Origin of the sequence: Gordonia sp. 852002-50395_SCH5434458, assembly GCF_001665905.1 — a bacterium.
GTDB classification, from domain to species: domain Bacteria; phylum Actinomycetota; class Actinomycetes; order Mycobacteriales; family Mycobacteriaceae; genus Gordonia; species Gordonia jacobaea.
In genome coordinates this window covers 1-17,009 of record NZ_LZTC01000026.1, presented here as the reverse complement: position 1 = coordinate 17,009, position 17,009 = coordinate 1, and the positions used below count along the sequence as shown (strand labels likewise).

General features: G+C 63.8%; 15 protein-coding genes and 3 pseudogenes. 8 read left to right on the top strand and 10 right to left on the bottom strand.

What is annotated here, in order from left to right; all coding sequences use genetic code 11:
* Positions 1 to 358: pseudogene (locus A5785_RS05650) on the top strand (hypothetical protein); the annotation flags it as partial.
* 13 nt (positions 359 to 371) lie between these two features.
* Here A5785_RS05650 and A5785_RS05645 read toward each other — a convergent pair.
* The 9 genes and pseudogenes from A5785_RS05645 to A5785_RS22810 all read right to left on the bottom strand — a co-directional run bounded on the left by A5785_RS05645 (position 372) and on the right by A5785_RS22810 (position 9,804).
* A complete protein-coding gene (locus tag A5785_RS05645; protein WP_064864962.1) occupies positions 372 to 2,738 on the bottom strand; it encodes a lysylphosphatidylglycerol synthase transmembrane domain-containing protein in 2,367 nt (788 codons plus the stop codon).
* 103 nt (positions 2,739 to 2,841) lie between these two features.
* Positions 2,842 to 3,813: an acyl-CoA dehydrogenase family protein gene (locus A5785_RS05640; RefSeq protein WP_064864959.1), complete on the bottom strand. Its 972-nt coding sequence runs from the start codon at positions 3,811 to 3,813 to the stop codon at positions 2,842 to 2,844.
* A complete protein-coding gene (locus A5785_RS22815; protein ID WP_231894647.1) occupies positions 3,810 to 4,472 on the bottom strand; it encodes a glycosyltransferase in 663 nt (220 codons plus the stop codon). Before A5785_RS22815 ends, A5785_RS05640 begins: the two co-directional genes overlap by 4 nt.
* Positions 4,473 to 4,687: 215 nt before the next feature.
* Positions 4,688 to 5,293 carry a methylated-DNA--[protein]-cysteine S-methyltransferase gene (locus A5785_RS05630; RefSeq protein ID WP_005203043.1) on the bottom strand — a complete coding sequence of 202 codons (606 nt, stop codon included), beginning with the start codon at positions 5,291 to 5,293 and terminating at the stop codon, positions 4,688 to 4,690.
* On the bottom strand, positions 5,290 to 5,787 hold the full coding sequence (locus A5785_RS05625; RefSeq protein ID WP_197500802.1) for an RNA polymerase sigma factor: 498 nt from the start codon (positions 5,785 to 5,787) through the stop codon (positions 5,290 to 5,292). Before A5785_RS05625 ends, A5785_RS05630 begins: the two co-directional genes overlap by 4 nt.
* 58 nt (positions 5,788 to 5,845) lie before the next feature.
* The gene (locus tag A5785_RS05620) at positions 5,846 to 6,379 is read right to left on the bottom strand and encodes a methylated-DNA--[protein]-cysteine S-methyltransferase (RefSeq protein WP_064864975.1); all 534 of its coding nucleotides are present in this window, start codon (positions 6,377 to 6,379) and stop codon (positions 5,846 to 5,848) included.
* A gap of 121 nt (positions 6,380 to 6,500) precedes the next feature.
* The gene (locus A5785_RS05615; RefSeq protein WP_064864972.1) at positions 6,501 to 7,517 is read right to left on the bottom strand and encodes a YihY/virulence factor BrkB family protein; all 1,017 of its coding nucleotides are present in this window, start codon (positions 7,515 to 7,517) and stop codon (positions 6,501 to 6,503) included.
* A gap of 231 nt (positions 7,518 to 7,748) precedes the next feature.
* On the bottom strand, positions 7,749 to 8,375 hold the full coding sequence (locus A5785_RS05610) for an LGFP repeat-containing protein (RefSeq protein ID WP_064864953.1): 627 nt from the start codon (positions 8,373 to 8,375) through the stop codon (positions 7,749 to 7,751).
* Between the two features lie 537 nt (positions 8,376 to 8,912).
* Positions 8,913 to 9,804, bottom strand: a pseudogene (locus tag A5785_RS22810) (IS5 family transposase).
* Positions 9,805 to 10,020: 216 nt separating this feature from the next.
* Between A5785_RS22810 and A5785_RS22805 the strand changes: the two are divergent.
* From A5785_RS22805 to A5785_RS05565, 7 genes and pseudogenes are all read left to right on the top strand, one after another.
* The gene (locus A5785_RS22805) at positions 10,021 to 10,383 is read left to right on the top strand and encodes an oleate hydratase (RefSeq protein ID WP_269449590.1); all 363 of its coding nucleotides are present in this window, start codon (positions 10,021 to 10,023) and stop codon (positions 10,381 to 10,383) included.
* 9 nt (positions 10,384 to 10,392) lie between these two features.
* On the top strand, positions 10,393 to 11,277 hold the full coding sequence (locus A5785_RS05590) for an enoyl-CoA hydratase-related protein (protein ID WP_064864942.1): 885 nt from the start codon (positions 10,393 to 10,395) through the stop codon (positions 11,275 to 11,277).
* Between the two features lie 55 nt (positions 11,278 to 11,332).
* Positions 11,333 to 11,761, top strand: a complete 429-nt coding sequence (locus A5785_RS05585; protein ID WP_005203056.1) for a type II toxin-antitoxin system Rv0910 family toxin — start codon at positions 11,333 to 11,335, stop codon at positions 11,759 to 11,761.
* Between the two features lie 101 nt (positions 11,762 to 11,862).
* Positions 11,863 to 13,226 (top strand): annotated as a pseudogene (gene gdhA / locus A5785_RS05580) (NADP-specific glutamate dehydrogenase).
* Between the two features lie 111 nt (positions 13,227 to 13,337).
* Complete coding sequence (locus A5785_RS05575; RefSeq protein ID WP_064864940.1) at positions 13,338 to 13,802, top strand: SRPBCC family protein; 465 nt, start codon at positions 13,338 to 13,340, stop codon at positions 13,800 to 13,802.
* A 102-nt stretch (positions 13,803 to 13,904) separates the two neighbouring features.
* On the top strand, positions 13,905 to 14,564 hold the full coding sequence (locus A5785_RS05570) for a dihydrofolate reductase family protein (RefSeq protein WP_064864937.1): 660 nt from the start codon (positions 13,905 to 13,907) through the stop codon (positions 14,562 to 14,564).
* Positions 14,565 to 14,634: 70 nt separating this feature from the next.
* On the top strand, positions 14,635 to 15,723 hold the full coding sequence (locus A5785_RS05565) for a hypothetical protein (protein WP_064864934.1): 1,089 nt from the start codon (positions 14,635 to 14,637) through the stop codon (positions 15,721 to 15,723).
* 27 nt (positions 15,724 to 15,750) lie between these two features.
* Here the strand turns inward: A5785_RS05565 and A5785_RS05560 are convergent.
* Positions 15,751 to 17,009: serine hydrolase (locus A5785_RS05560; RefSeq protein ID WP_231895430.1), on the bottom strand; the 1,259-nt coding region annotated here is incomplete at its 5' end.

Sequence of the window (17,009 nt, the reverse complement as noted above, 5' to 3'; positions counted from 1 at the left end):
TGGGCACAGCTGGCATCCTTCCAGGCCGCCCGGCAGGGCAAGCCAGATCAGATGTCACCTACTCGTGCACCAGCCCCTGGTGCTCTACCTGATGGTCGCGTGTGCGGCGCTACGTCTGCGACGCAGGGGAGCACCGACGAGCCGTGGCTACCGAATGCGCTTGTGGCCTCTGGCCCCGCTCGTCGTGATCGCGGTGTGCCTCTACGTCTGCTATCAGCTCATCACACCGGAGACATGGGTCCAATTGGCGATCGCGGTCGGCACGCTGGTCGTGGGTGCCCTGTACTACATCGCCTATCTCTACCCGCGTCGTGCCGATCGGTGGACTCTGCCCGACCCGATACACGAGGACGTGTGAGGGGCGTGCAGGTTCAGATCATGTTCTTCCGGGTGAGCCAATGCATCACCGGCCACCCGATGAACACCGGAAGCCAACAGGTCAGTACGCGGTAGAGCAGCACACCGGGGACAGCCACTGCCGAAGGAACACCAAACGCCGCCAGGCCACCGATCAGTGCCGCCTCGACGGCCCCGACACCGCCGGGCGTCGGGGCGGCGGAGGCCAACGTCCCGCCGACCATCGTGACCACGGTCACGGTGATGAACGAGACATACCCGCCGAACGCGTGCACGCTTGCCCAGAGCGCGAGTGCACCGCCGAGAGTCGTTGCGCCACAACCCAGTGTGATGATGCCGAGCCGTTTGGGTTCACGCGCCACCGCGCGCAGGTCGGCGAATACCTCGATCAGTCGTGGACGCAACGAGGCACCGAGCCAGTGGCGAAGCGTCGGAATGAACAAGAACAGACCGATCGCACCGAGCACGATTCCCGCGACGAGGTAGAGCACCGTCGCCGAGGGAACGAAATGCGACAGGTTGGCCGAGGTCCCTGCGATCGCAGTGAAGAACAACAACAGCACCACGTGCACGATCACCTGCACGCTCTGCTGCAGTGCGACAGCCGTCGTCGCCCGAACACCCCCGAGACCGGCCTTCTGCAGAAACCGCGTGCTGAGCGCGAGTCCGCCGACGCCGGCCGGAGTTGTCGTCGCGGCGAATGTGTTGGCGAACTGCATGACGGTGAGCTTCCACATACTCGTGAGACCGTCGGCGCAGGCCCATAGGGCGGCCGCCGCGCCGACGTAGGTGAGCATCGACGCCGCCAGACCGGCCGATGCCCACGCCCAGTCGAGGGTGCGCAATTCACTGAAGAAGGTCGGCACCGTGCTGATGAACGGGTAGGCCACGTAGACCAGCGCCACCAGCAGGACCAACTGGATGATCTGGGAGCGACTGAACCTCGTGATGGTCTCGGCGCGGATCTCGTCTGCGCCTGTCTGCGAACGGATTTCATCGCGCGCCGACGACATCACCTTCTTGGCGTCGCTCAGCTGGTCGCGTATCCGCCTCGGCAACGCCGACGAGCTCAACCGTCGTGACGCGGTCAGAACCGCGTCGGCTCCGAACGCATTGATCGCCGAGGTGACGGCGGGCTCCGGACCGTAGAGGTCGGTTGTGGTGGCGAGCAATTGAGCAATGTCGGACTGGAGCTGGACGTCGGTGGCACCGAACTCCGCGAAGTGAAAACCGCCGAACACGATGCGGCCATCGGTGATGGTGATCTGCGCCGCCCGAAGGTCTCCGTGGGCTATCCGCTCCGCGTGCAGCGTGTGTAATGCGGCCCAGATGTCGGCCACCGCGACGTCGTCGCTGCACGAATGGAGGGGCGTGCCGCGGGGCGGTGTACAGGCGTACATCATCCAATCCCGATCAAGGGGCGCAACGGCGACAACACGACTGTTCGACAGACCGAGGTCGTCGACGACGGATGTCATGAGTCCGCGGTGCTCGACCATTCGATGCGCGGAGAGCTGCAGCGGTGCTGTTTCTTCCGAGCGCAGGCGGATCTTGCGCCAGAACTCGCGCAGCAGACCTGCGCTGCGCTGATTGGGTCCGTACATGTCGACGATGATGTCGTCGTCGGCGTGGGCGACGAGTTCGAGCGGTCCGCGACTGGCCGGCCGGACCACGCGGAGCGCGGTCACGCGCACACCCCGTTGTTCCAGCATCCGAACCGCATCTTCGAGCGGCACGACCAGCGCGGGCGTGCCCGCGACCCACACAACCAGTGAGCCGACGAACCAGCCGGTCGCGAGCCCCAGGACGGCGCGCGCGGGTACGACGGCGCTCACCACGAGGTGGATGGGGACGAAGGCCAGGAGCAGGATCCACCACCAGCGTCGCCAGCGGGCGGGAAGCCACGGTCCCGACACCGTCAGGACTGCGGCAAGCATCGCGATCCAGCGCGGATCGTCGAGGAATTGCGACAGCAGCGAATCGAGCCGTTCGTTGCGATCGAAATGCCATGTGGGGGCGGCGATACCGTTCTCGCTGACCGACAGCGCGAGAAAGCTGATCGCGGCTGCCGTCGCGTACGCCCAGAGCAGTCGCCATTGTCGAGCGGCGAGCAGGCCGACGAGGATCATGAACGGGAGTGCCAGAATCGCGATGCCGTACGCGAGATAGACCAACCCGGCCTGGGTGGGCGTCAACACTCCCACGATGTCGGAGATCGACTTCTCCAGTGCCACCCAGTCGCCCCGGGTGATCAGTGAACTCACGATGACGACAATGAGCACGATCGCCGAGGTGGTGAGACGAAGTATGTCCGACGTACGCCGCGTCAGCGGCTGCAGCAGGTCACCGGAGACGGTGATCTCGCGTCCGTCGACATCCATCGGCTGCTCGTGTCTTCCCACGTTTCGGCGCGCCGACGGTGTGCCGGGCGTAGTCAGACCCCAACATATCGGGACATGCGCTCACAACCCGGGAGGCGACGGGTTACCGAGCCGCTCGCGCTCTCTCGACCACCAGCGCGCCGAGGCTCACGAGATCGGAGTCGGCGTGTGATTGCCTTACGTAGACCTGAAGGTCGGCGACGGCTTGAGCGTGCTCGGCGTCGTGGACCAGCGGGCCGGGTCCGAGCGCGCGCCCAACCCGGTCGATCACGGCGCTTGCACGTTGTTCGACCGACCAGCGAACGCTGAAAGCGCGTCGTCTGGCCGCCTCGATGTCTGACGGGCAGGCATCGAGCTCGCGTGCAGCCGCGTCGAGGAGTGCGATTGCCGTCGCGATCTCGCCTTCGACGGCGCCGAGGTGCATCAAGAGGATGTCCGACAGCCCACTGTGCGCCGACGACGCCTTGGCGTACAGCACGTCGGCAACTTTCTGCGTACCGCCGACCCAACAGGCCGCCACACCGATTCCTCCGTGCCAGAACCCGGCGCGATCAAGGTAGGCACCAGGCTCACCGACCGGTCGACCGACGACGCCGTCGAGGACGACCGTTCCGGTCTCGGTGCGATTCATGCCCGAGTTGGTCCAGTCGGCAGGCTCTCGGCGCACACCCTCCGCGCCGAGTTCGACGGCGAACATTCGACGCTCACCACCGCCGTTGAGAACGTCCGCGGTGATCAGTGCGTGGTCACACGACAAGACTCCCGAACACCACGGCTTTGCTCCGGTGAGAAGCCACGTGCCTCCGCGCCGAAGCTCAGCGGTCACGCGCGGCACGGGAGGCTCCGCGGCCCACACGGCCCAGAACTCACCGGGTTCGGTGCCACGGCCGGTCAGCTCGTGGAGGATGGCATCGGCGTCGAAGTGCGCCTCCACCAGTCTTCCGACGGCGATGTCGACGTGACAGAGCTCCCGAAGGGTTCCCCATCGCGTCCGTGTCTCGCCCGCGCCGGGAAGCGGGACGGCAAGGCCGTCGTCAAGGAGATCGCGAGCTCGCGACGAGGCGTCGTCGATCATGCGTAGCCTCCCGTCTGAGCGGTGGCGGGACATGATGGAGCGGGACATGAGGCGGAATCCAGCGATCGTAGGTGCGCGGCGAATCCGTGCTCTGCCCGACCTTGTGCACGGGTGGATGTGATCACCGGCGCATGGTGCGACGCGACGACCCGCGCACCGAAAGCTCGGACACGATGCACCAATTCGACGTCTTCGCCGTGGGGTATCGGCGCAAACCCGCCCACCGCGTGATAGGTGGCGGCGCGCATTCCGAGGTTCGCGCCATGAATGTGACTGTGGCCCTCCCTATTTCGATACGACTCGGTGTAGCGACGCTCGACGTCTCGCGTCCACCCCGTCCATCCGTCGGGCGTCACGGTGCCGAGGTAACAGTCGGCACCGTGGTCGGCGAAGTGAAGTTGCTGCTGGAACCAGTGTGGCGGGACCCGGCTATCGGCGTCGGTGCTGGCAAACCAGGTCGCAGCGTCATCGACGGCACGCCCGGTGCCGTGTCGCGCGAAGCCTTCGCGTCGTGCAGCCCCCACGGAGCCGAAGGAACACGAGATCACCTGCACGCCAAGCGGTATCCGACGCGCGGTCGCGTCCGTGCAATCGTCGAGGACGACCGTCACAGCTACCTCGTGCGGGGTGTTGCGCGCCGCGACGAGAACGCTCGTCACACAATCGGCGACGAGATCTTCCTCATTGTGCGCCGGCACAACGACGGCAATCCGGTTGACTGCAGTCGGTGAGACAGCGGCAGTAGATGAGGCAGGGGTAGTAAATGCACGCACGTGGCCCCCAGGACGGGTCGGATGATGGCGATGCCCATTGGCTGAAGGCGTGGTTACCCAACTCTAGCCCGTGCGCGCGCGAACAATCATGATCGGCGAGGTCACGCGGCACTTTCGAGCGCGAGCAGGGCCGACTTGACCTCCAACCCGCCGAGGTAGCCGCCGAGCGTCCCGTCGGTGCGCAACACCCGATGACAGGGAACCACCACGGGCAGCGGGTTGGTGGCACAGGCCGTTCCGACAGCTCGAATCGCGGCGGGATTGCCGACCCGCTGAGCGAGTTGCTTGTACGTCGTGGTCTGCCCGTACCCGATCTGCGGCAGGTATCGCTGCACCTGCTCGCGGAAACCCGAGGACAAACGGTGATCGAGAGCCAGTCCGAACTCGTGTCGGCGTCCGTCGAAGTACTCGTGGAGTTGGGCGGCCGCGTCGTCGAGCATTGCCGGCGCTCGAAGAATTCGTGATCCGATCCTGGTCGCGAGGTCGTCGAGGACCGCGTCGAATCCCTCGTTCTCGAAGGCGACGCGCACGAGTCCCGCCTCTGTCGCCGCCAGCAGCAGTGTGCCGATGGGCGTATCGACGGTTCGGTAGCCGACGTCGAGAAGTCCTTGTTGCACTGCACCGATTTCCAGCCGCGCGTGCAGGGCGGTGAGATCGTCCTCGGAGACCGCGAACTGGATTCCCAGTTCAGTTGTATTGTCACTCATGGTTTTTCGTGTCCTCGTTGATCGTCGGCATCTATGTAGGTGCGTCGCAGCGCTTTCATGCCGTCGGCGGCAGCTCGCCGGACAGCGTCGGGGGTACTGCCGAGCAATTCAGCGGTCTCGGTGTGGGGCAAACCACCGATGTAGTGGTAGGCAATGGCGAGGCGTTGACGGTCGGGGAGTAGGGCCACCGCGTCCCACACTCCCGCACGATCGGGGGCCGCAGAATGCAGGTCTGCCGCCTCCGGGATGTTTTCGGTGGGGGTCGGACGACGCTGTCGTCCCCGGATGATGTCGATGGCCTTGCGTTGGGCAACTCGCACCAACCACGCCTCGACGTTCACATCCTCAGCGAGGTCCGGCCAGGCGCGCAGCGCCGCCAGAAAGGTCTCCGACCAGGCGTCATCGGCGTCGGGTCCGCTACCAAGGGCGGCCCGGCAGACTCTCAGTACCGTTGCGCCGTGCGTCGACACAGCACGCTCGAAAGGCTCTTTCATGTCCATCACACGGTAAACGCCGCGGAACCGGAGAACGTGAGATCGCCGTTCGTAGCAGTCAGAACAACCTCGATGCTCGGATCTCCTTCGGCTCCTCGAGTTCGAGAAGCCACCGCTTGCGCTGCAGCCCACCTGCGTAACCGGTCAGTGAGCCGTCGGCCCCGATCACCCGATGACACGGGATCACTATGCCAACAGGATTGCGCCCGACAGCCTGCCCGACCCGCTGCGCCTGCTGCGGCATCCCGATTTCCGCTGCCACCTGACCGTAGGTCGTGGTCGTGCCAAACGGAATGCCGCGCAACGCATTCCACACCGCCTGGTGGAACGCGTCGCCGTGAGTGTGGACCGGTAGGTCGAAGTCGGTTCGGTCACCCGCGAGGTACTCGACAAGTTGCGATGCCGCGGCGTCGACCAACGCATCGTCGTCGACGTGGTCACCCAACGCCGCGTCCTTGGGACGATGTCGCTGATCGGAGAAGTAGATCCCGGTGATCGCTTCACCTGTCGCGACGATTGTCACAGCACCCAGCGGGGTCACGACCGCGTCGTATCTCGCTGTGCTCCCCGCGCCCTCCGTGTGTGCATTCATCATCTTCACGCTTCCTGTCTCGTCCACATTGCTCATCGCCACGCAGTCGCGCAGGGCCCTCCAAACGTGAGATCTGTGTGGACATCGACCCGTCGACCGGCAATGGCTGCCCGCTGAATCGTCATCGTTCGATGTCTGGTTGGCCACTCGGAGCAGTGTGCTCGGGGTCGGCATCCGCGGTGGCAGGATTGTCGAACGAGACCTCGATTTCCTCGAATCCCTTGCTCCGTTGCGCCTGTGCCTGCGCGGTATACGCGGCCTCGTCGCCAGGAGTGAGGACGACGTTGTCCGTGAATGGCGTCAATACCGAACGCGGGTAGAGCTTGTCGACGCGGACAGCATTGCTTTCGACGCAGAAGATGACGAGCACCGCCGCGATGTACAGAAAAGCCAAGAGCCCCAACACCACCGCGAACACGCCGTTGGTCGCACTCGACCTCACGATCACGCGTTGCACGTAGACGCTGCCGAAGGTTTGAAGCGCCTGCCAGCACAGCGCTGCGGCGATCGCTCCGGGTAATACGTCGCGGACGCTCACCGAGCGTGCGGTTCCGATGACGAACGCGATGGTGAATACGGTCGTGTACAGGATCACCGATGCGATGATCGCCAGAGGCTTGCCCACCGTACCGAGGTCTACCGCGGCGACGAATCCGTTCAACACGGTCAGACCGATGATCGATCCTCCGATTGTCAGCAACAGCACTGCCCCTTTGAGGCGTGCCTGGATCGGATTCGGTCGTTCGTTTCTCGGTACATTCCAGATGATGTTCATGGCGTTCTGAATAGCCACAGCCACTCCGAGTCCACCGTAGATCGCGCCGATGACGCCGATTGCCACCGTCACACCACTACCGCTGATCGTGCCCGTTTCACGCAGCTGCGAGCCGATGACCGGGATCTGCGACAACGCGGAATCGAGGATTTGCTGCTCGAGTTGCGGATTGTCGCGCAGCACGATTCCCAGGATCGAAGTGAAAACCAGAAGCAGCGGAAACAACGAGACGAACCCGTAGTAGGCGATCAGTGCGGCGAGATAACCGCCCTGGTCGTCGAAGAATTTGTAGAGCACAGCCAGTGGGTATCCGGTTGAGGGATGGCGGTGCTGAAAGTTGTCGATTCGCTCGGCAAGTGACAGTCGCCCAGAAAGTGACAACTCTCGCCTTCCTTTCCCTTGAGAAGGGCGACGTTGTGCGCTTGCCACGGCCACCGCTTCGACAAATCCTATTCGGAGGCATCCTGATCGGGCAGCACGGCTCGCCGAGCAGACGCGCAACCGACACCCGAGTAGTAGAAACAACGAGCGGCTCTCACCTGCAGCATGTGCGGGTAAGAGCCGCCGTTGATCGCGAACTCTGATCTGGCGCGGTTACTGCGTCGGTACGACCTTGCCGTTCACCGTGACCTCGACGATGTTGGTCGACGAGTTCCACGTGATCTTGCCGTGCTCGAAGGTCGACGTCTTGACGTTACCTTCGGTGGTCTCGTCGCTCGTTGCTGCGCCGAGCGGACCCTGCGATCCGCCCTTGCCCTCTGCCGACGGGTTGCCCTCGGCATCGCGCTTGACGTTCCACGCGTCGCGAATCTTGCCCCAAGTGATGTACGCCGGGGTGGCCTCTTCGCCATTCTTCGCAGTGATTACGCCGCCGGCGAACTGCTGGAACACAACACCGTTCGAGCCCGTGCCCGATGCCTCGGCACCGGTACTCGGGGCACCGAGATCGGTCTTCTGCTGCTCGGTCGCCGCCTGATACTTCGCCGCGATCGGTCCGGTCAGCGTGACCGTGCTTCCGTCAGCCGCTTTGAGCTCCACAGAGGCACCAGCAGCCGCCGAGCCTGACATCCCCGACATCCCCGCCATGCCGGACTCGCTTGCCGATGCCGACGCCGATGCCGACGAGCTGGAGTCATTGTCATCGCTGCAACCAGCAGCGATGAGGGTGACTGCCGATGCCGCCGCAACGACACCGGCGATGCGGCGAGTTGTCTGCTTCATTGGTTCCCTTTCGGTTCGAGACGCTGAAGTAGTACACGGTCGTCAAGACCGCGTTCAGGACCGTAACCACATCCGACGACCAGACTCGACGAGAAGTCGCCGACTGGTGCAGTGTTGCAACATCAGTCTGGCGAAGCCGACGTAGCGGACAAGGATCGTGTCCCAATCGTGAGTTCCGCGTCCAAGAAACCCGCTATGGGGCGGCGGAATACGTTGGGTCCATCGACAGTTGAAACCATCGACGGCGTCGGATTCATTGCCCCGGGTCCCACCCTTCACCGCTTAGAGCGGATTTTTCGCCGAGAGGCGCATTGACCGATTCCGTCCATTTCAGAAGCCGTCGACCGCCTCGGTCGGCGGCTTCTTGTCTGTCGGGGTCGCGTAGTGCCGGCCCACGATTTTTGGTCGGCCGCCGTCGGACTGTGGCGCACCCGCCCGCGCCGAGCGGAGAGAATGCCAGATCACACTGTCCGGAAAGACAACACTTCATCTCGATCCGGAACAGGATCCGCACTTAGCCAACTAGGGCGTGTCTCCTTATTGTGTGAGGGTTTGAGTCCAGAGTCGGATTCCGGCGAGAAGGACTGTGCCGCGGTATGTTAGGGCGAGTTTGTCGTAGCGTGTGGCGACTGCGCGCCACTGCTTGATGCGGTTGAAGAATCGCTCAACGACGTTGCGGCCCTTGTAGGCTTCTTTGTCCAAGGAAATCGGTCGGCCGCCGTCGGAGCCCTTGGTCTTGCGGTGGGCGATCTGATCGTCGCGTTGCGGGATGATCGCTGCGATACCGCGTCGGCGCAGGTTGTCGCGATGGGCACGCCCGCAGTAGGCCTTGTCGGCCAGCACCGCCTCGGGGCGGGTTCGTGGCCGACCACGTCCTGGGCGGGCGACTTTGAGCTGCTTGAGCAGTGGGTCGAGCATGGGCGAGTCACCTCCCTGTCCTGGACCACACAAGACCACCAGCGGCAGGCCGCGTCCGTCGACCAGTGCGTGAACTTTACAGGTCATGCCGCCGCGGGAGCGGCCCAGTGCGTGGTCAGCCGGCTCGTCGACAGGATTCGTGTAATTCGACAGACCCCCCTGTGTCACGTGGGAGGTTCGTGGCGTGCTGGTGGGCGCGAGCGACGGTGGAATCGACCGAGACCGTCCATTCCAGGAGCTCACGTGCATCGGCGTCGGCGGCCAGCGCGGCCAGGATCTTGTCGTAGGTGCCATCACCGCTGTAGCGACGGTGGCGTTTCCACACCGTTTGCCATGGACCGAACTCCGCAGGCAGATCACGCCACGGACAGCCGGTGCGTGCACGATAGGCAATTCCTTCGATCACCTGGCGGTGATCACGAAAAGGACGGCCTCGCACACCATCCGAGGACGGCAAGATGGCATCGAGCAGCAACCACTGCTCATCGGTGAACACCTGAAATCTCGACACGCCCCACATCATGGGCCACAACAACACTCAGATAAGGAGACACGCCCTAACGTCGACGTTGTCTGAGTTCGACCCTGACGCGGGCGCACGATGTCCGGCGAAAGGCGAGACGCACGTGTACCGAAGTAACGGAAATTCGAGGCATTCGGACGGCCGGAGAGGCCGGCAGATGTTCACGGCAAGGGTGCCTACTTCGTCGGGTCCGGACTCGCGTGCCTGGCCGGCGCGGCGTTCCTGATTCGTGATGCACAGTTGCCGGGCAACAAGATAACGATCTTCGAGGAGCTCGGACTTCCCGGCGGCAGCATGGATGGGATCCTCGACGAGCACAAGGGCGTCATCATCCGCGGTGGACGCGAGATGGAGGCGCATTTCGAGGCCCTGCGGGATCTCTTCAAATCGATCCCGTCACTCGCCATCGACAACGCGTCGGTGCTCGACGAAATGTACTGGCTGCACAAGACCAATCCCAGCTCGAACCCGGCAACTGGTCTGACGGCACGCGAGGATGAGCACGCCGACGCCGCGGCCCTCCAGGTCGCGGCGTCGGCTTGTCTGAATCTGCGAGCATCCGCGTAGATTGACGGAATGCCGTCGCCGAAGGACTCCGCTGGTGCGTCTGAACCTGATGGTCCGTCTCACCCCGCTGCTCCGTCCACAACCGTGCAGATCGATCGCGATGACGAGATCGTCATCCTGCGACTCAATCGGCCAGATCGGCTCAACGCCTTCACCCATGAGATGGGCGAGGAGATCAAGGCAGCACTCGACGTCACCGACGCCGAGGATTCCGTGCGCGCCGTCGTGATCACCGGGAACGGCCGGGCATTCTGCGCGGGTGCCGACCTGGGGTCCGGCGCAGACACGTTCGTCCACGCCGAGACCACCCCGGGTGTCGTTCCGCCCGACTCCGGCGGGCAGACCTCACTCCGAATCTTCGATTCACTGAAACCGGTGGTGGCAGCAATCAACGGCCCCGCGGCGGGTGTTGGCGTGACGATGACGCTTCCCGCCGACGCGCGCATCGCCTCCGATGACGCCAAGTTCGGCTTCGTGTTCACCCGTCGCGGCTTGGTGCCCGAGGCGTGTTCGTCGTGGTTCCTGCCACGCCTCGTGGGCATCCCGACAGCGCTTCGGTGGACGTTTGGCGGCCAGATGTTCAGTGCCACAGAGACATTGGACGCCGGCTTGGTCCAGCAGGTTGTCCCCAAGGATCAGGTTGTCGACACCGCGATCGCCGTTGCACGCGACATGACCGCCGACAGTGCCCCCGTGTCGGTTGCTCTCACGCGTCAGTTGATCTGGCGAATGGCCGGTGCGCCGAATCCTCGCGACGCACACGAGGCAGATTCGAAGGCCATCTTTGTCAGGGGTTCCATGCCCGACGTCGCCGAGGGCGTGACCGCGTTCCTGGAGAAGCGTCGAGCGGTGTTCACCGACAAGGTGTCGAGTGATCTGCCCGAGATCTTCTGATCGTCGGCGCAACCCACCCACCAGCGAGTCCCACATCCTCGAACGGAAGGTACCCATGGCCGACGTCGACGTGAGTGTCGAATCGAATCTCTCACCCGAACAGGCGTGGAATCTCGCGTCCGACCTGTCGCGGTTCCCCGAATGGATGACGATCTTCGGCGGTTGGCGCAGTGACCTGCCAGACCAGATCACCGTCGGGACCCACGTCTCGTCGCTGATCAAAGTCAAGGGATTTCGCAACGTCATCCACTGGACGGTGACCGAATACTCCGAGCCAGAAACGATTTCGCTCTCGGGCCACGGCATCGGCGGGGTTCGGATCGGTCTTCGAATGACGGTGACGAAGACGACGAACGGTTCTCGATTCCACCTCAATGCCACTCTCGACGGTGGCCTACTGAGCGGACCCATCGGCCGCCTCGTCGCCAAGGTCATCACCTCCGACGTTCGACGCTCCATCGAGAATCTCGCGGCGCTCCGCTGACCGGAGAAGGCGTCCGCGATGCCCGACATGAGCGGTTTTTCTATCGGGCGATAGGCTCCAAGACGGTGTCCGGCGGCCTGACCGGCCGTTTCGGCGAGCGTATGGAGGTGTGTGAGGTGTCGTTCTTCGACGAGAAGGTGCAGGATCTCTACGACGAGGTGGTGGCCCGCAATCCGGGCGAAGTCGAGTTCCATCAGGCGGTACGGGAGGTGTTCGACAGCCTCGGCGCCGTTCTCGTCAAACACCCGCACTACGCCGACGCCGGGATCATCGAGCGGCTCTGCGAGCCAGAACGTCAGATCATCTTCCGGGTTCCGTGGGTCGACGACCTGGAGCAGTTCGGATCAATCGGGGTTTCCGCGTCGAGTTCAACTCCGCGCTCGGACCGTACAAGGGTGGCCTGCGGTTCCACCCGAGCGTCTACCTCGGAGTGATCAAGTTCCTCGGATTCGAGCAGATCTTCAAGAACGCGCTCACCGGCCTCCCCATCGGCGGCGGCAAGGGCGGCTCGGATTTCGATCCCAAGGGTCGTTCCGACGGCGAGATCATGCGGTTCTGCCAGTCATTCAAGACTGAGCTGTACCGCCATATCGGCGAGCACACCGACGTCCCGGCGGGTGATATCGGCGTCGGTGGTCGGGAAATCGGCTACCTCTTCGGGCAATACAAGCGCATCACCAACCGCTACGAGTCCGGCGTACTCACCGGCAAAGGATTGTCGTGGGGCGGCTCGCAGGTGCGGACCGAGGCCACCGGCTATGGCGTCGTCTTCTTCGTGCGGGAGATGCTCAACGCCAGGGGACAAGACCTCGACGGCAAGCGCGTCGTCGTCTCCGGCTCCGGCAACGTCGCACTGTATGCGATCGACAAGGTCCACCAGCTCGGCGGCCGGGTTGTGGCCTGCTCGGATTCCGGTGGCTACGTCGTCGATGAGGACGGTATCGACCTCGAGCTCCTCAAGGAGATCAAGGGTGTTCATCGCGGGCGTGTCTCCGACTACGCCGAGAAGCGGGGTGCACCAGCACATTTCGTGTCCTCGGGCTCGATCTGGGATGTGCCGACAGACATCGCGATTCCCTGCGCCACGCAGAACGAACTGAACGCCGACGACGCCACGAACCTCATCGCGCATGGCTGCACCATCGTCGCCGAAGGCGCCAACATGCCGTCCACCCCGGAGGCGATCAAGACCTTCTCGTCGTCGGGTGTCCTGTTCGCTCCCGGTAAGGCCGCCAACGCCGGCGGCGTCGCGACAAGCGCACTCGAGATGCAGCAGAACGCTTCTCGCGACTCGTGGAGCTTCGAGCACACCGAACTACGACTGGCCCAGATCATGCGAGGCATCCACGAGAACTGCCTGCGCACAGCCGACGAGTACGAGGCGCCCGGCGACTACGTGCTCGGCGCAAACATCGCGGGGTTCACCCACGTCGCCGACGCAATGCTCGCGCTCGGGGTGATCTGACTCGCCGCGCCATTGCCGCACACCTCGGTGAGCCCTCAGCTGACCGTCCGCCACCGTTGCTGATTCGCCGGCATGGTTGCCAAGCGTCGGCGCCTTCGGCACGGTGGAGGTATGAGCGAACACACGAGTGTCACGGTAGAACGAGTCATCGATGCACCGGCCGACCAGGTCTTCGACGTGCTCAGCAATCCTCGGCGCCATCCGGAACTCGACGGTTCGGGATTCGTCCGCAGCGTCGACCATGCCGATCGGATTCAGGAGGTCGGCGACGTATTCACCATGAACATGGAGGGTGCGCACATGGGCGGGGAGTACAAGACCGACAACCATGTCACCGGCTACGCCAAGGACAAACTCCTGGCGTGGCAGACCGCACCCGCCGGCACCGAGCCTCCCGGATGGGAATGGGTGTGGGAACTCGAAGCCCAGGGCCCCGACAAGTCGCTCGTGCGTCACACCTACGACTGGTCGAAGGTCACCGACAAGGATCTCCTCAAGAAGGTCAGCTTTCCGCTGGTCACCGAGGAACAGCTCGAAGACACACTGGGACGTTTGGCCGCGGCGGTCAGCGGCTGAGACCGAGCGGCGCCATCACCGATGAGTTCCGCGCTCGCGCATGGTCAGTCGTAGGGTGACTGCGATCAGCAGTCGCTGACGACGAGGACAAGGAGTCTGACGATGGCACGCAAGGCGCAGGTACGGGTCGACCTGATGAACGTCTCGCTCGACGGCTACGCCGCGGGTGATCACATCACGCTGGACGAACCGATCGGCGGCGCCGGGGAATTGTTCGGCAACTTCGACGGACGCGTGATCGCCGGTGTTCAGAATGCGGACGCACCGATCAGTGCCGACCGCGTCTTCTCCAGCGTGTGGGGTCAGGGTGTCGGCGTGGAGATCATGGGCCGCGGCAAATTCGGGCCACAGCAGGGCGAGTGGCCCGACGACGGATGGCGCGGATGGTGGGAAGACGAACCCCCGTTTCAGACTCCGGTGATCGTGTTGACCCACCACGAGCGCGAACCCATCACGTTCGACAATGGAACCGTCTTCCACTTCGTCGACGCCTCGCCCGCGAAGGCGCTCGAACTCGCCCTCGACCTCGCGGAGGGAGGAGACGTGCGTATCGGCGGGGGACCATCGACGGTGAATCAGTTCCTCCGCGACGACCTCGTCGACTTCATGCACCTCTCCATCAACCCCATCGTGCTCGGCGGGGGAGTGTCGCTGTGGTCAGGACTCGGCGGGATTCACACACGCTTCGAGATCGAGTCCGTGCCGACGTCGACCGGGCTGATCCATCAGTTCTGGAACCGTAATTGGGACAAGGAATCGTAAGCAAGACCCAATCTGCTTCTCGCTCGCTAGACTCATTCGATCAGCGTCGATGACCTGCGAGGTAGGGACTATGCGACTGAAGTGTGCAGCAACGCGGGCGTTGGTCGTCGTCGCGTCGATCGCCCTGTTCGTCGGGTCGGTTCTGGTCGGGTCTTCGGCAGCGCGTGCCGATGTGATCACGCCCGCCGCCGGCTACGGCTTCGCCCAGGGTGCCCCGCAATTGACCATGAGTGCGGCTGATCTGAATCGGGAACTCGACGCTGTATCGAAGACGCGCGGCCAGTGGTTGCGCGTCTTCGTCAACTGGTCGGCGATCGAGAGCATGAAGGGCACGTACAACTGGGCGGTGACGGACCGGGTCATCGAAGCGGCACGTGCTCACAAGCTGAAGGTGCTGTCGTTGGTGTTGACGACTCCGGCATGGGCACGACGCGGGGGTGCGTTGGCAGGGATGTACGCACCCCCGTCAAACCCGGCGAGCATAGCCCCGTTCCTGAAGGCTTTCATCAAGCGCTACCCCGACGTGACGCGTCACGAGATCTGGAACGAGCCGAACCTGCCGGCCTTCTGGGGCTTGTATCCGGCGAATCCCACCGAGTACACGGCGTTGCTGAAGGCGTCGTATACCGCGATCAAAGAGGTACAGCCATCGTCGACTGTCGTTGCCGCGGGGATGAGCCCTGGCGCCGGGGCCGTCGACTTTGTCACAAAGATGTACGCCGCGGGTGCCAAGAACTACTTCGATGCGACTGCCATGCATCCGTACGTGTTTCCGAAGGGCATAAACTCAACGCCCAACGGCTGGAGCGAGACTCAGCAAATCCGATCGGTGATGACGTCGAATGGCGACTCCGGCAAGAAGATCTGGCTCACCGAAATGGGTGCTCCGACCCGACCGGCTGCGGGGACATCGGGCTCCAGCAACCTGGGTCTTGGCTCACTGGGATTCGGGGCAACCGACATGGTGACCCAGCAGGAGCAGGCGACGCAGATCGTCGATGTTCTGCGGGCAGCCGGACAGTCGGGCTATTGCGGCCCCGCATTCATCTACTCGGTTCGAGACCAGGGAACGTCGTCGAATAATCGGGAAGACAACTTCGGCGCGCTGCTCACCAACAACTGGCAGCCAAAGCTCACGGCGACGGTGTTGGCGAAATAGGTCCGACGGCGTGTGCGACGTCGCCCCTCACGACCGCACAAACACCCCATTGTTGGACGCGTCGTCGTAGTACTCGATGGACATGCGGGGGCCGTCGAAGGTGACCTTGGAGATCGACCCGGGTTCGGCGTTCTCGTTCTGCAGCGTGAACGTGTAGGTGTTGCCGTCCCAGTGACGCAGTTCGCGCTTCGTGACGCCGCCGGGGCCCATCTCGAGCATCAGCTTGCCACCGTTGTCGCGAACCTCGGCCTGCCCGTACACCGGATTCTGGTAGACGCCAACGTATGTCGAAAGCGGCTGCGCTGGTGTCGGATTGGCGGGCGGGGACTGCCCCACCAACGATCCAACAGGCTTACCCGTGTCGGCAAATGCGTTGCCGTAGAGCGTTGCCCAGTCGTGCTTTACCTCGCCGAACTGCACGATGTCGGCAAACTCGCCGGTGAGCGTCTCCGCGGCACCAATGGGCGCGGCGTTGGTCAACGCCACGATGCCGACGTCGGCCGAGGGGATCATCAGGAAGTTGGTACCCGCACCACTGGCGAACGCACCCGAGTGACTGAACTGCGTACGCCCCGCCTCGGTGACCGATGAGTTGAAGCCGTACCCGTAGAAGCCGGCTCGATCGTCGGGAGCCGCTGCGGGAGACGACACGATCTGTGGGGTCAGTGCAGGCGTCAGCGCGTCGGCGTCGATGATCCGCTGCCCGGAACTGGTTGTGCCGCCTGCGAGCACCATCGACATCCAGTGCGCCATGTCGTTGACCGACGACGACACCCCGCCCGCGGGCGACTGCGCGTCGGGTTGCCGCGGATACGGCGACACGACCCACTGCCCGTTGGACTTGATGTGCCCGACCGCGCGGTTGTCGCGGCCCGCGAAGTCGGAGTAGCGAGAACTGGTGCGCGACATGCCCAGCGGGCCGTAGATCTCGTTCTGCGAGAGGGTTGCCCAGTCGGTGCCTGCCTTGTTGGCTGCCGACGTCGCGGCTGCGGTGAGGCCGAAGTTGGTGTAGTCGTAGGTGATCCGGAATGGGGAAAGTGGCATCGCTGACAGTCGGCTGATCACTTGCTCCCGGTTGTACCCGAGATCTTCGATCTTGTCGCCTGCATGCTCGGGTAGTCCGGAGCGGTGGGCGTACATGTCGGCGATCGTGACGTTGGAGGTGACGTACGGATTGGATAGCGCGAACCCTGGATAGTTCGTCGCGACGGGGCTGGTGCACGAGTAGGTGACATCTGATCTGGCTTGCCCTGCCGGGCGGCCTGGAAGGATGCCAGCTGTGCCCA

Coding starts and splice junctions, on each gene's coding strand:
- A5785_RS05630 (WP_005203043.1), bottom strand. CDS start 5,293: ATGAGTGACAATACAACTGAACTGGGAATCCAGTTCGCGGTCTCCGAG.
- A5785_RS05620 (WP_064864975.1), bottom strand. CDS start 6,379: ATGAATGCACACACGGAGGGCGCGGGGAGCACAGCGAGATACGACGCG.
- A5785_RS05640 (WP_064864959.1), bottom strand. CDS start 3,813: ATGATCGACGACGCCTCGTCGCGAGCTCGCGATCTCCTTGACGACGGC.
- A5785_RS05585 (WP_005203056.1), top strand. CDS start 11,333: ATGGCCGACGTCGACGTGAGTGTCGAATCGAATCTCTCACCCGAACAG.
- A5785_RS05610 (WP_064864953.1), bottom strand. CDS start 8,375: ATGAAGCAGACAACTCGCCGCATCGCCGGTGTCGTTGCGGCGGCATCG.
- A5785_RS05575 (WP_064864940.1), top strand. CDS start 13,338: ATGAGCGAACACACGAGTGTCACGGTAGAACGAGTCATCGATGCACCG.
- A5785_RS05625 (WP_197500802.1), bottom strand. CDS start 5,787: ATGAAAGAGCCTTTCGAGCGTGCTGTGTCGACGCACGGCGCAACGGTA.
- A5785_RS05565 (WP_064864934.1), top strand. CDS start 14,635: ATGCGACTGAAGTGTGCAGCAACGCGGGCGTTGGTCGTCGTCGCGTCG.
- A5785_RS05570 (WP_064864937.1), top strand. CDS start 13,905: ATGGCACGCAAGGCGCAGGTACGGGTCGACCTGATGAACGTCTCGCTC.
- A5785_RS05645 (WP_064864962.1), bottom strand. CDS start 2,738: ATGGATGTCGACGGACGCGAGATCACCGTCTCCGGTGACCTGCTGCAG.
- A5785_RS05590 (WP_064864942.1), top strand. CDS start 10,393: ATGCCGTCGCCGAAGGACTCCGCTGGTGCGTCTGAACCTGATGGTCCG.